This is a genomic window from Cellulophaga sp. HaHaR_3_176 (genome assembly GCF_019021925.1).
Lineage (GTDB): Bacteria > Bacteroidota > Bacteroidia > Flavobacteriales > Flavobacteriaceae > Cellulophaga.
The window spans coordinates 3,463,507-3,477,524 of the sequence record NZ_CP058990.1 but is presented as its reverse complement, the minus strand read 5'-3'; the positions used below and the strand labels follow the sequence as shown (position 1 = coordinate 3,477,524).

The window sequence follows — 14,018 nt, the reverse complement described above, 5'->3', positions numbered from 1 at the left end:
ATTATATTATTATTTTGGCGCTATATTATTGAGCCCTTTTATAAAAAATAGCATTGCTTCTTATCTTAGATGTAAAGCATAAAAAAGCCCTGAAGAAATATTTCTTCAGGGCTTTTTATATTTATACAATTTCTCAGCTAATTAAGAGCCACACATCAAACAATCATCATCTGCCTGACCTTCTTTAGCTTTAGCTATCATTTCCTTCATCTCCTCCGCTGTCATTGGCTGTATGTCAACTTGTTGTTGTGACGCCGAAACTGCTTCTGCTTTAACAGCAATTGGTGCAGCTGCCGCAAGTACTTCTACTTCCGGAGTCACGCTTACAGGCGCTGCTTGCTTTTGAGAGTTGTCTAACGTAAATTTAATAGCATCTACCGCCGACTTAGTACGTAAATAATACATTCCTGTCTTTAAACCACTTTTCCAAGCGTAAAAATGCATAGATGTCAATTTAGAATAATTAGCACCTTCCATAAATAAGTTAAGAGATTGACTTTGATCAATAAAGTACCCTCTTTGTCTAGACATGTCTATAATGTCTTTCATACTTAATTCCCAAACTGTTTTATACAATTCCTTAATATCTTGAGGAATAATATCAATATGTTGGATAGAGCCATTAGCACGCATTAATTCTTGCTTCAAGTTCTCATTCCAAAGACCTAGCGATACTAAATCTTCTAATAAATGTTTGTTTACAACGATAAACTCACCAGACAATACTCTTCTAGTATAAATGTTAGATGTATAAGGCTCAAAACATTCGTTATTACCAAGTATTTGCGATGTAGAAGCCGTTGGCATAGGAGCAACTAACAATGAGTTACGAACACCATTTTTCTTAACGTCTTTTCTAAGTTTTCCCCAGTCCCATCGTCCAGATAGCTCTTCATCTTTTATACCCCAAAGGTTAAACTGAAACTCTCCTTCAGACATTGGAGATCCTTCATAAGAAGAATATACTCCTTCTTCTTTAGCCATTTCCATTGAAGCTGTAACTGCTGCAAAGTATAATGTTTCAAAAATTTCTTGATTAAGTGCTTTTGCCTCATCACTTGTAAAAGGTAAACGCATCATAATAAATGCATCAGCTAAACCTTGAACACCTAAACCTATTGGCCTGTGGCGCATATTTGAGTTTTCAGCCTCTTTTACTGGGTAGTAATTCCTATCAATTACCGTATTTAAATTTCTTGTTACACGTTTTGTTACTTTAAATAACTCTTTATGATCAAAAGCGCCATTTTTAACAAACATAGGCAATGCTATTGATGCCAAGTTACATACTGCAACCTCATCAGGAGAAGTATACTCCATGATTTCAGTACATAAATTAGACGAACGTATCGTTCCTAAATTTTTCTGATTACTCTTACGGTTTGCGGCATCTTTATACAGCATGTAAGGTGTACCAGTTTCGATTTGAGATTCTAGAATTTTCTCCCACAACTCTCTAGCCTTAACTGTTTTTCTTCCTTTATTTTCTGACTCATATTTTAAATACATAGCTTCAAAAACTTCACTATGATTATCAAATAAATCTGGGCATTCGTTCGGGCACATCAAAGTCCACTCCTCATTTGCCTCTACTCTTCTCATGAATAAATCTGGAATCCACATTGCATAGAATAAATCTCTAGCACGCATTTCTTCTTTACCATGGTTTTTCTTAAGATCTAAAAAGTCATAAATATCAGCATGCCATGGCTCTACATAAATTGCAAAACTACCTTTACGTTTTCCTCCACCTTGATCTACGTATCTAGCTGTATCGTTAAATACTTGTAGCATTGGCACAATACCATTTGATGTTCCATTTGTACCTGCAATATATGAACCTGTTGCCCTTACATTATGAATAGAAAGACCTATACCACCAGCAGATTGAGATATTTTTGCCGTTTGTTTAAGCGTGTCATAAATACCATCAATACTATCGTCTTTCATTGCTAAAAGAAAACAAGAAGACATTTGAGGCTTAGGTGTACCTGCATTAAATAATGTTGGAGTTGCATGTGTAAAGTACTTTTTAGACATTAACTCATACGTTTCTACAGCCGATTCTAAATCATTTAAGTGAATACCAACAGCAACACGCATTAACATATGCTGTGGACGTTCAGCTATTTGACCATTTATTTTTAATAAGTAAGAACGTTCTAATGTTTTAAAACCAAAATAATCGTAGCCAAAATCTCGGTTATAAATAATTGTAGAGTCTAAAAAGTCGGCATTATCATTAATTACCTTCATTACTTCGTCAGAAATAAGAGGTGATTTTTTTGAATTTCTAGGATTTACATACTCATATAAATCTCCCATTGTTTCTGCAAAAGATTTTTTGGTATTCTTATGCAGGTTAGAAACAGATATACGTGCAGCCAATTTCGCAAAATCCGGATGTGTAGTAGTCATTGTAGCAGCAATTTCTGCAGCTAAATTATCTAATTCAGAAGTTGTTACTCCATCATATAAACCTTCAATAACCCTCATTGAAACCTTTATTGGGTCAACAAGTGGGTTAAGTCCGTAACAAAGCTTACGAACTCTTGCCGTAATTTTGTCAAACATTATTGGTTCTTTTCTTCCGTCTCTTTTTAGTACAAACATGGGCTACATTTATTATTAGTGATACGTTGGTCTGGTCGTGTCTATTAAAAGACACAACAAATTGGTTTGATTATTGTTTTATGACCCCTTAATTATCAAAGGGTTTTTAAGATGTTTTAGAAATCTGCGTCGAAACTAATTTTCCCAGAATCTCCATCTTTATCGTTATTTAAAACACCTGCTTTTTGGTATTCAGAAACTCTTTTTTCAAAGAAATTAGTCTTTCCTTCCATTCCGATCATATCCATAAAATCGAAAGGGTTTGATGAGTTATATACTTTTTCACAACCCAACTCAACTAATAATCTATCAGTTACAAACTCTAAGTATTCCGTCATTAATTTAGAATTCATACCAATAAGACTAGCTGGCAATGATTCTGTAATGAACTCTCTTTCTATATTAAGTGCATCTACAATTATTTCTGTGATACGTTCTTTCGTTACTTTATTTATGATATGATTTTGGTGCAAGTGAACAGCAAAGTCACAATGCATACCTTCATCTCTTGAAATTAATTCATTTGAGAAAGTTAAACCTGGCATTAAACCTCTTTTCTTCAACCAAAAAATTGAACAGAACGACCCTGAAAAGAATATACCTTCTACAGCTGCAAAAGCAATTAAACGCTCTGCAAAGCTCGGAGAGTCTATCCACTTTAAAGCCCAATCTGCTTTTTTCTTAATTGCAGGAAAGTTTTCTATTGCTTGAAAAAGAATTGTTTTTTCTTTTTCATCTTTTACATACGTGTCAATTAATAATGAATATGTTTCAGAGTGAATATTTTCCATCATTATCTGAAAACCATAGAAAAATTTAGCTTCAGAATATTGAACTTCATTAACAAAATTTTCTGCCAAATTCTCATTAACAATACCATCAGAAGCAGCGAAAAAAGCTAAAATATGCTTTATAAAATAACGCTCATCATCGTTTAATTTGTTATTCCAATCATTAGCATCTTCACTTAAATCAATTTCTTCCGCAGTCCAAATACAAGCCTCTTGTTTTTTGTACCATTCCCACAAATCATTATGTTGAATTGGAAAGATTACGAATCTATCTTTATTTTCTTTTAGGATTGGCTCTACTGCTGACATATTTTTTGGGTATTTCCTCATTAATCATTCACAAATAAAATATTTGTGAGACGGGTTAACAAAGATTGGAAATAATCGCGGTTTTATAAAGGCTTTTTTATGTTTTTCGACACAAAGTTTTTAACACACAATGTTGAAATCTAACCTTACAAGTGATGTTTATTGACCTCGCATAGGTATTAGCTTTATTAAAACTTTTTGAATTACATATGTTAAAAAACAGTAACAAAAAATAGACCAAAAAGTATATAAAAAACATACTCTTTGGTCTATTCTGAAATTGAAAAAAATTTAAAATTTACAACACTGTCAAACCTTACTTTTCTAACCGATAATGTTTAGAATTTTTAATCTAAGAACTTGTTGGCTTAGGAAGTTCCCCCCGAAACCTAAAAACCACATTCAACATTTGAAAAAATCCAAATGCTCAAAAATTGTTATTATCAACTTGTTAATGAATTAACGAAGTACAATCTTATAATTAAGCGTGCGTTAGAAAAGTTTTTTTGATTTGACAGTTTATATGTAAATGTTTTCATCTTAAGCTACCGGCAGTAAAATCACCTGAAAGCCGTATTTGTTTTCCTTTAAAATTTTTTAAAACTAGATTTAAATGACCTTTGCATTCTAAAGCATTAAAGCTTGTAATTCTTACTTCTCCACGCTCTGTATAATATGGCAATTCATCAGAATTGATCATATTTAAATATCCAAAAGCATCATCTTCATTTAGTTTTTCAGTATTATTTTTAATTATATATATTTTTTCTCCAAAAGGCTCTACCTCTTCATATTCGATAAGTTCAAGCACAAAAACGTGTTTTTTAGTATCGGCCAAAGTAAACTCTAAAGTCGTCCTATTTTGTCCACGATTATCAACTTCCATATTAGTATCGAAACACATCTGCCCATTTATTTTAGCAGTAATGTTTCCTGAAACGTAAAAAACATATTTATTAGCATCAGTATCATCTAAAAATATATTAGGAGCAAATGATGTTAATAACACAAGTATTATAACACAATAAAAGCCTATATAAATTCCGTGACGGTTATACTTTTTTTGCATAAAATTAATCTTCCTTTATTTAGTCTCTAAATTCAGAAACTGAAACTAAATAATCTGTGTTTTGCAATTCGCTTTTATCCTCCGTTAATGTTGCTATTGCTATTACGATAATCAAAATAAAAAATAAGACTACTGATTTTTGCATGACCCATTTTTTTAATCTAAGTTAGTTTTGTACAACACAAATGTTACCTTTAATGAAGCACAACAAATTCAATATTTTAATTGAATTAAAAATTTAGCATGACTAAATTACTAGAATAGAACATCTTGCATTTTGTATTTGTATCAATGGTGATAAAAACTGTGTGAATGGTACAAGAAAAAAAATTATTTTTTTTTAATAACTTACAATGAGTTGTTTTTCATTAAAAAAAAGAGCAAAAGATTAAAAAAAGTCCAATTGCACTTAAAAACGAACCATTGATACAAATGATATTTAATAGAAAAAATTAACTATTATTTTTAATTAGATATTTAAATTTTTATGCTAGAAGCAGTAATTGTAGATGATGAAATAAAAGCTCTTCAAAGTTTAACTTGGGAACTAACAAATTTTAGCGATGAAATTAAAGTAGTCGCATCTTTCACAAACCCCTCAGAAGCTTTAGCTTATTTAGATGATAGTAAAAATACTCCTGATTGTTTATTTCTAGACATTGAAATGCCTACTATGGATGGATTTCAATTTATTCAAAAATTAAAAAATAAAAATTTCCCAATAGTTATAACTACAGCATATAACCAATACGCAATAAAGGCCTTAAAAAATGAAGCTATTGACTATCTATTAAAACCTATAGATTCAGATGATTTAGAGGATACATTAATTAAAGTTAGAAAATTCAATTCAAAAACATATACTGCCGAAAAATTAGAAAAAATACTCCTTAATTTTCATTCCAATTCTGTTCAAAAAAAAATAATAATAAATACTGATGGTAAGTTAGTCTTTTTAGAAAGTAATGAAATCATATACATAGAATCTGATGGAAATTATAGTACCCTATTTTTAATAGACAATCAAAAAATAGTACTCACTAAAAAACTAAAAGAGGTAAATGAAATGCTACCCTCAAAAACTTTTTTTAGAATTCACAACTCTTATATTATAAACCTAAATAAGGTAAAAGAATTTTTAAAAACTGATGGTTATGTAATTTTAGAGTCTAACCACAAAATTCCTGTATCACGACAGAAGAAATCTGACTTTTTAGACCTAATCTAGACAACAAAAAACATGCATCAACCAAGTAAACGATACATTATACAACTTCGATTATATTTATTGGTTTTTTTATTTTCTTTTAATTTTATTAGCTCTCAAGAAATCTCTAATAGCTTCAAAAAAAAGGTAGATAGCATAATACATAACAAACCAGAAACATACATCGGTATAAATTCTGTGATGGGATCTTCAAAATCAGATACTATTTTAATGAAGTATTTTTCTGATGTCGCTGCACTCAAAAAATACCTCTCAGGACAATGCTATGCACTAAACCAATTAGGTACTAAATATCGTAATATATCACGATACAACAAAGCTATTAAATACCATAAATTAGCTTTAGAAAAAGCTGACGAAGCAAACAACCTAGAACTAAAAGTATTTAGCTTAAACATGCTTAGTGTTGTTTACAGAAGGATGGATGCTATTAAAACAGCACTAGATTACGCCCAAGAAGCATTAGAACTAGCTGAAACCGAAAAAAACCCATCAATCGGATTACAAAGAAGTATAAACATTTCTCTTAATGGTATTGGAAATATATATCAAAGTTTAAAACAATATGATTTAGCAATTGAAAAATTCAACAAATCACTTAATTCAGAAAACAATCTTCATAACAGACTTGGCCTAGCCATTAACAACCAAAATGTTGGCGAATGTTATGAAGAATTAAACAATTTAGATCTAGCTCTAAATTATTATAGAAAATCATTAGCACTTAATGAAGAGATGGATAATGAAATGGGGCGGATTATATGCCATAACAGTATAGCCCAAGTATACATAAAGCAAAAGAAAAATACACAAGCTTATAATATACTTATACCAACATTAAAAAAGGCAAAAAAATTAGGTGATAACTATTTAACCTCTATTGTACTCATAAATACTGGCTGGACTTTAATGGATTTACAGCAATATGAACAATCAGAAGCAAATTTATTTGAAGGAGTTCAATTAGCGTCTAAACATAAACTACAAGGAACCCAGGCTATAGGTTATAAATTATTATCTGAATTATATTCCAAAAAAAAAGAGTACGAAAAATCATTATTTTACTTTAAAGAATCGAAAAATATAGAAGAAAATTTAGCTAACGAAACAAATATTAGATATGTTAATGACATTCTTTTTAAATATGACACTGAGAAAAAAAACAATCAGATAGCGATACTTGCGAAAGAAAATGAACTGGTAAGAATAAAGCTTAAAAGAAATGAAAACACCATACTTATTGGGGCATTATTATTATCATTACTAGCTTTAATACTTTACATCTTGTATCGTCAGTTTCAATTAAAGAGTGAAAAAAAATTATTAACTCTGGAGCAGAGTATGCTTAGAAGTCAAATGAATCCACATTTTTTATTCAACTCATTAAACTCAATCAAATTATACATTATAAATAACGAAAAAAAGAATGCGGTTTACTACCTCAACAAATTCTCAAAACTAGTGCGCAAAATATTAGAAGCATCTTCATTAAAAGAAATATCGCTAGCCGAAGAATTAGAAACGGTTGAATTATATATGAATATTGAAAACATACGTTTTTCAAACGAAATAGATTTTGAAATAAATATTGAAGAAGGTTTAGATATACATGCCATCAAAATTCCTTCTCTAATTTTACAACCTTTTTTAGAAAATGCTATTTGGCATGGCTTATCATCTAAAAAAGACAATAAAAGTATAAAAATAGATATTTTAAAAAAGAATGATTACTTCAACACCATTTGCATAACCGATAATGGAATAGGGAGAGATGCTTCTGAAGTTATAAAGAAAAATAAGGTCTTAAAAAGAAAATCGATTGGAATAGATATTACAAAAGAACGATTAGAGAACTTCTCTAAAGACTATCAAAATACTTTTGAAGTTAAAATGATTGATTTATTTGATGCAGAAAAAAAACCTATCGGAACAAAGGTTTTAATTACGATACCTACTATTTAGGCAAATTTTCAGCCACTTTTTCTAGTTCTACATACCATTCTTCTCCGAATTTACGGATCAGCGCTTCTTTTACAAATTTATAAACTGGTACTTTTAATTCTTCTCCTAAAGAACAAGCTGCATCGCATATTTCCCACTTATGATAGTTAACCGCAGTAAACTCAGAATACTCTCTAATACGCACTGGATACATATGGCATGAAACTGGTTTTTTCCATTTAGTAGCTCCCGCATTATATGCTTCTTCTAAACCACATTTAGTAATTCCTTTGTCAGAAAAAGTAACATATGCACATTCACTACCATTTACCAAAGGAGTTTCCCACTCACCATCTTCTCCTTTTACAAATGCACCTTCTTCTTCTATTACTTTAATTCCTTCTGCTCGCAAAAAAGGCTTAACATCATTATAAATATCTACTAAAATTTCTGTTTCTCTATCATCTAACGGAGCTCCAGCATCGCCATCTACGCAACATGCACCTTTACACGCAGTTAAATTACAAACAAAATCATTTTCAATAATCTCTTCTGAGATAAGCGTTTTTCCAATCTGAAACATATACTATAAAATTATCGCAAAGATACCCTATCTAGTGATAATCAAAATTTTATTTTTCACTAAAACTTCACAAAACTGAATTAAAACGTAAATTTGCACTGAATTTTTTTCAATATGGATTTACAATTTAATTTTAAGGAAATTGCCACAGCAACTATGGTTCTTTTTGCTGTAATAGATATTTTAGGAAGTATCCCGATTATTATTGGTTTACGAAATAAAGTAGGACATATTCAATCAGAAAAAGCATCGATTGTTGCTGCTGTTATAATGGTTGCTTTTTTGTTTGTTGGTGATGAAATACTTAACTTAATTGGTATTGATGTTAATTCATTTGCAGTAGCAGGTGCTTTTATTATATTTTTCTTAGCTATAGAAATGATATTAGGCATTACCCTTTATAAAGACGATGCCCCTGAAAGTGCTTCAGTTGTTCCAATTGCCTTTCCTTTAATTGCTGGCGCAGGAACAATGACTTCTTTACTATCTTTACGAGCAGAATACAGAGTAGAAAACATAATAATAGCCATAATTATCAATATTATATTTGTTTATGTGGTTCTAATATCATCAAAACAAATAGAAAAAATACTTGGTCAAGGTGGCCTTAATGTAATTAGAAAAGTTTTTGGTGTAATTTTATTAGCCATTGCTGTTAAGTTATTTGCAGCAAACATTAATCAGCTTTTTTAATATAAAAAAATACAAAATATGAATAAAGTTATAACAAGTGTATTAATATTGATTGCGGTTGCTTTGATTGCTTACAACACTACCCACTTAAATATTGATAATTTATTTGAAGGTGATAGTATTATTGCCTTAATAGGCATTGTAGCATCTTTATGTGCTATTGTTCTTTTAGTTTTATTTATGCTTTCTAAAAAAATTCAGCAAAAAATTAAAGACAACTAGTTAATCGTTTTCAACGTTTTCTTTTAGTACTTTTTTATCAGATGTTAAGTTGTCTAATTCTAAAACTTTTAAAATTACAGCATCATCTTTACCTTTTATAAGGGCATATATATTTGGACTAAACAATTGTTCAGCTATTGAAGCTTTTATATAAATCTTTATCTTGTCTTCATATTTATAATATCGAAGATTGGCTAAGCCCTGGTTTTCAAAATCTTCCATATAGTTGATGAATTTTTCAAACAAAACATCATCTACTCTAAAATTATTGATGAAATCTTTTTCAATATAATCCACATATCTATTTCTATCTTCTTCCAAGTGGTTAAAAGCAAATCTAGACATTATACCTCCACTCTCTAAAGAGCTTATAGCCTCCTCTTCATAATCGCCAATAGGCACAAAAACATCTGGTATTATACCGCCACCGCCATATACCACTTTACCCTTAGGCGTTGTAAACTTTAAAGAATCTGCCACTTTAATACTGTCTACAGAAACCAACTCCCCACTAGCATACCTATCAGTATATTTTTGATAATAATCTTTATTTCCCTTCGTATAATCTTTTTGAATAGACCGCCCAGTTGGTGTGTAGTATCGAGATATTGTTAAACGAACAGCAGAACCGTCTCCCAATTCCATTTCTCTCTGCACCAAGCCTTTACCAAAAGATCGCCTACCTACAATAGTTCCTATATCATTATCTTGTAAAGCTCCTGCAATAATTTCACTTGCAGATGCTGACCTTTCATTAATTAAAACATAAATAGGTTTATCTTCAAAAGACCCTTTTTTTGTAGCAAAAGCTTTATCTATCTGGCCTTTTTTGTTTTTTGTAAATAATATTAATTTTCCATCTTGCAAAAATTCATCTGCCATTTTCTCAGCAATTCCTAGGTAGCCACCTGGGTTATCTCTTAAATCTAATGTTAACTTTTTAGCTCCTTGTTTTTGCAGTGTAGTTAGTGCCGTTTTAAACTCATCAAATGTAGACTCTGCAAATCTATTTACTTTTATATAGCCCATTACAGCTGTCAACATATATGCTGCTTCTACGCTTTTTAATGGTATTTTATCTCTTTTAATTGTTACAGAAAAAAAGGTACTATCTTGTTTTCTATACACTTTAAGCTTTATAGGGGTTCCCTTTTTACCTTTAAGTTTATCTATAATTACCGTATTTGGCATGTTTTTACCAAATAACGTATCCTTATCAGCCATTAAAATACGATCACCACCCTTTATACCTTTATTAAAACTAGGGCCATCTTCTATTGTTCTAACAACAGATATAGTATCATTTTTCATAAAAAAACTAATTCCTATACCGACAAAATCACCCTTCATACTTTCAGAGACTTTTGCCATATCTTTTTTAGGAATATAAACAGAATGAGGATCTAATTTATCTAAAATATTGTTTACCGCTACATCAACAATACTATCTGTATTTATATCATCTACATACTCATAATCGATATAATCAATCAACCGATTAAGTTTATCTTTCTTTGAATTTGTAGAAAAAAGTTTTTCTGGAGTATCATTAAAATGAAGCTTACCACCAATAAAAACACCTAATGCCATTGCAAAAGCGAATACGATTGGCCATAAATACTGTTGTTTTTTCTTCATTTAGATTTATATCAATTAAGAATTGACTTCGATTTTAGAAAGGTGAATAAGTTCCACACCAGCTTTTTCTAAAAATTTAAGCCCGGAGTCATCTTTATATGCATTTTGATATACAACGCGTTTTATCCCAGACTGGTGTATTAACTTGCTACACTCTTTACATGGTGATAAAGTTATATATAACGTTGCTTCATTACAAGACTGTGTAGAAGATGCTACTTTAGATATCGCATTAGCTTCAGCATGTAAAACATACCATTTTGTATACCCATCTTCATCTTCGCAATGGTTTTCAAAACCAGTAGGTGTACCATTATATCCGTCAGATATTATCATTCTATCTTTAACAATAATTGCACCGACTTGCTTTCTTTCACAAAAAGATAACTTACCCCATTCGCTAGCCATTCTTAAATAGGCCTTATCGTATTTTTCTTGTTTTAAATCTCTCATACATTAAATTTCTTAAACCTAACTATCAGATAGTTATGAGGTTTAAAAAGTAAGCCACTAAGATACCTGCTTTTAAATGGACCAACAACCGTAATCAGTTAATTTTTAGTTGTAATTAAAATGGAAAAGTATCAATAAGTATAGGTATTGTAATTAAAAGCACGACAATTGATGTAATTGTTATAAATAGCTTTTGCTTAACTTTTAAAATAGCCTGAAGTATGTAGGCAATGCACAACACTAATAAAATAATAGTTACTTGAGATAACTCTATACCTGTCGCAAAACCAAATAAAGGGCCTATTTTATTTGTCTCTTCAGACATTAGCATTTTAAAATAGTTTGAAAAACCAAAACCGTGTATCAAACCAAAAAACACAGTGGCAATGGTATGCACAACCAAGCTTTTATCTTCAATTTTAGACTGAGCGTATACAATGTTAAAAATAGCTGTAATTAATATTGTAACCGGAATTAAAAATTCGATATACGTAACATTTAAAACAATTAAATTATAAGTAGACAAGGCAAGAGAAGTACAATGTGCGATGGTAAAAACAGTTGCAAGTAAAACTATTTTTTTCCATGATTTAAAAGTAAAAGGAATAGCTAATACCGCTAAAAATAAAATATGATCATAAGCAGATAAATCTAAAACATGATTTAGACCAAGCTTAACATAAAACCAAAAATCTGACATACCGTTAATTATAAAGATCACAAAATTACAATAAATATTCAATTACAAAAAGATTACAAAAAGCATACTTTTATCGCTTTCATCTAAAATTTAATAGCTATAAAGCAGTCTATATATTATATATAACCTACATCGTTAACACCTAATATTCTGCCAAAACAACACTTGTTTAGCCTTTAAAAAACGATAACACAAATTATTTTAAAGTTGCTGTTGATATTTTGGTAATGATATATCTGAAAATATACTTAATGAAAATTGGAAGAACGATTATATCTATACATGTAGGTGAAATTTTTGGAGGCCTATCTAAAATAATTTATTTCATAACTTAATAAGCTTGTTTAATCATCAGAAACATATCTATAACATGAACATTAAGCTGGTTTAAACTAAACTACAAAAAAGAAGTCTCATGTTAGTTTATACCACGTTCTTTCTGTATAGTTTCGTAAGCTATTTGCACCTCTTTGAACTTTTCTTCAGCCCCTTTTTTAATAGCTTCGTTTTCTGTATTTACTCTATCTGGATGGTATTTTTTAGCCATTGTTCTGTACGCTTTTTTAAGTTCATCATTACTTACAGACTTTTCTATTTCTAGAATTTTATATGCGTTATCTGCTGATTTAATAAACATTGCTTTTACACTTTCAAATGCACTACGCCCTATTTTAAGATATCTAGCAATTTCTTCAATTTTATTAATTTCAGCAGCACTTACTGATCCATCTGCTTGAGCAATTCCGAATAAAAAATGTATTAACTGTAAACGAACTTCTGGTCTAGTTCGCTGGTTCATATATTCACAAATACGCTGAGCTGACACCTCTTGTTTTTTTATAACTTCATTAAAAGTTCTAAAAATAGCATTTGCTTTTTCCTTACCATATGTACCGACAAAATAGCGTTGTACATAGTCCATTTCACTTTGACTTACCTTACCATCTGCTTTGATAACTAAAGAGCAAAGTGATAATAAATTTAGCTCAAAATCTGCAGGAGAAACTGATTGTCTTCTTGCATCATCAAAAGCAGATTTAAAACCCCCAGATTTACTACTAAGGTTATCAATAAAACTACCAACTATAAATCCTAAAATCGCCCCAGGAAAACGAAAAAGATAAAATCCCAATATAGCCGCACCCCATTTAATCATTTAAAAAATATTTTTGTCAAAGATATAATAATCAAATTCAAAAAAATACTCTAATGAAAAGTTAAGGGTTAGAAAAGAACTACGACAAATTGGTTACCTTTGAGAAACTATAATAAATTACACATCTAAAAAAATAAAATTATGTATCCTGCAGAATTAGTAAAACCGATGAGAGAAGACCTAGCATCTGCTGGGTTTGAAGAATTACATACAGCTGAAGCAGTTGAAAAAGCAGTAAGCGCCGACGGAACAACTTTAGTAGTTGTAAACTCTGTTTGTGGCTGTGCTGCCGCAAATGCAAGACCTGCTGCTAAGTTTAGCTTAACAAACAGTAAAAAACCAGATCATATTGTTACTGTTTTTGCTGGCGTTGATTTTGAAGCTGTTGATAAAGCAAGAAGTTTAATGGTTCCTTTTCCTCCATCATCGCCAAGTATGGCTTTGTTTAAAAACGGAGAGTTAGTTCATATGATTGAAAGACACCATATTGAAGGTAGACCAGCTGAAATTATTGCTGAAAATTTAATGTCTGCTTATGATGAATTTTGTTAATTAAAATTCACCATTTCAGCTTCTAGAAATAGAAGTAAAAAATAATTAATAAAACCGCTCCTTTAAAAAG

The 14,018-nt window shown here is 30.4% G+C and carries 14 protein-coding genes; 5 read left to right on the top strand and 9 right to left on the bottom strand.

Features of this window, described 5'->3' with window-relative positions; translation table 11 throughout:
• Positions 1-141: 141 nt before the first annotated feature.
• The 4 genes from H0I23_RS15295 to H0I23_RS16830 all read right to left on the bottom strand — a co-directional run bounded on the left by H0I23_RS15295 (position 142) and on the right by H0I23_RS16830 (position 4,927).
• Complete coding sequence (locus tag H0I23_RS15295) at positions 142-2,613, bottom strand: ribonucleoside-diphosphate reductase subunit alpha (RefSeq protein WP_216784154.1); 2,472 nt, start codon at positions 2,611-2,613, stop codon at positions 142-144.
• Between the two features lie 116 nt (positions 2,614-2,729).
• Positions 2,730-3,713, bottom strand: coding sequence for a ribonucleotide-diphosphate reductase subunit beta (locus tag H0I23_RS15290; RefSeq protein ID WP_216784153.1), 984 nt, complete (start codon positions 3,711-3,713; stop codon positions 2,730-2,732).
• A 535-nt stretch (positions 3,714-4,248) separates the two neighbouring features.
• The gene (locus tag H0I23_RS15285) at positions 4,249-4,782 is read right to left on the bottom strand and encodes a hypothetical protein (protein ID WP_216784152.1); all 534 of its coding nucleotides are present in this window, start codon (positions 4,780-4,782) and stop codon (positions 4,249-4,251) included.
• A gap of 19 nt (positions 4,783-4,801) precedes the next feature.
• Positions 4,802-4,927, bottom strand: a complete 126-nt coding sequence (locus H0I23_RS16830; RefSeq protein WP_256443758.1) for a hypothetical protein — start codon at positions 4,925-4,927, stop codon at positions 4,802-4,804.
• A 342-nt stretch (positions 4,928-5,269) separates the two neighbouring features.
• On the opposite strand from H0I23_RS16830, the gene H0I23_RS15280 reads away from it, so the two are divergent.
• Both H0I23_RS15280 and H0I23_RS15275 read left to right on the top strand, forming a co-directional pair.
• Entirely contained in the window at positions 5,270-6,010 is a 741-nt protein-coding gene (locus H0I23_RS15280) for a LytTR family DNA-binding domain-containing protein (protein ID WP_216784151.1), read from the top strand.
• A 12-nt stretch (positions 6,011-6,022) separates the two neighbouring features.
• Entirely contained in the window at positions 6,023-7,972 is a 1,950-nt protein-coding gene (locus H0I23_RS15275; RefSeq protein ID WP_216784150.1) for a tetratricopeptide repeat protein, read from the top strand.
• Here the strand turns inward: H0I23_RS15275 and H0I23_RS15270 are convergent.
• Positions 7,965-8,534 carry a DUF3109 family protein gene (locus H0I23_RS15270; protein WP_216784149.1) on the bottom strand — a complete coding sequence of 190 codons (570 nt, stop codon included), beginning with the start codon at positions 8,532-8,534 and terminating at the stop codon, positions 7,965-7,967. The genes H0I23_RS15275 and H0I23_RS15270 overlap by 8 nt on opposite strands.
• A 114-nt stretch (positions 8,535-8,648) precedes the next feature.
• On the opposite strand from H0I23_RS15270, the gene H0I23_RS15265 reads away from it, so the two are divergent.
• Both H0I23_RS15265 and H0I23_RS15260 read left to right on the top strand, forming a co-directional pair.
• Positions 8,649-9,227 (top strand): MarC family protein, encoded by a 579-nt coding sequence (locus H0I23_RS15265; RefSeq protein ID WP_216784148.1) that lies wholly within the window; start codon positions 8,649-8,651, stop codon positions 9,225-9,227.
• Between the two features lie 18 nt (positions 9,228-9,245).
• Positions 9,246-9,449, top strand: a complete 204-nt coding sequence (locus tag H0I23_RS15260; RefSeq protein WP_216784147.1) for a hypothetical protein — start codon at positions 9,246-9,248, stop codon at positions 9,447-9,449.
• On the opposite strand, the gene H0I23_RS15255 is transcribed toward H0I23_RS15260, so the two are convergent.
• From H0I23_RS15255 to H0I23_RS15240, 4 genes are all read right to left on the bottom strand, one after another.
• Positions 9,450-11,087 (bottom strand): S41 family peptidase, encoded by a 1,638-nt coding sequence (locus tag H0I23_RS15255; RefSeq protein WP_216784146.1) that lies wholly within the window; start codon positions 11,085-11,087, stop codon positions 9,450-9,452.
• Between the two features lie 15 nt (positions 11,088-11,102).
• Positions 11,103-11,540 carry a dCMP deaminase family protein gene (locus H0I23_RS15250; protein ID WP_216784145.1) on the bottom strand — a complete coding sequence of 146 codons (438 nt, stop codon included), beginning with the start codon at positions 11,538-11,540 and terminating at the stop codon, positions 11,103-11,105.
• 115 nt (positions 11,541-11,655) lie between these two features.
• Positions 11,656-12,240, bottom strand: coding sequence for a HupE/UreJ family protein (locus tag H0I23_RS15245; RefSeq protein ID WP_216784144.1), 585 nt, complete (start codon positions 12,238-12,240; stop codon positions 11,656-11,658).
• A gap of 418 nt (positions 12,241-12,658) precedes the next feature.
• On the bottom strand, positions 12,659-13,396 hold the full coding sequence (locus H0I23_RS15240) for a TerB family tellurite resistance protein (protein ID WP_216784143.1): 738 nt from the start codon (positions 13,394-13,396) through the stop codon (positions 12,659-12,661).
• A 141-nt stretch (positions 13,397-13,537) separates the two neighbouring features.
• Between H0I23_RS15240 and H0I23_RS15235 the strand changes: the two genes are divergently transcribed.
• Complete coding sequence (locus tag H0I23_RS15235; protein ID WP_216784142.1) at positions 13,538-13,948, top strand: BrxA/BrxB family bacilliredoxin; 411 nt, start codon at positions 13,538-13,540, stop codon at positions 13,946-13,948.
• Positions 13,949-14,018 lie beyond the last annotated feature (70 nt).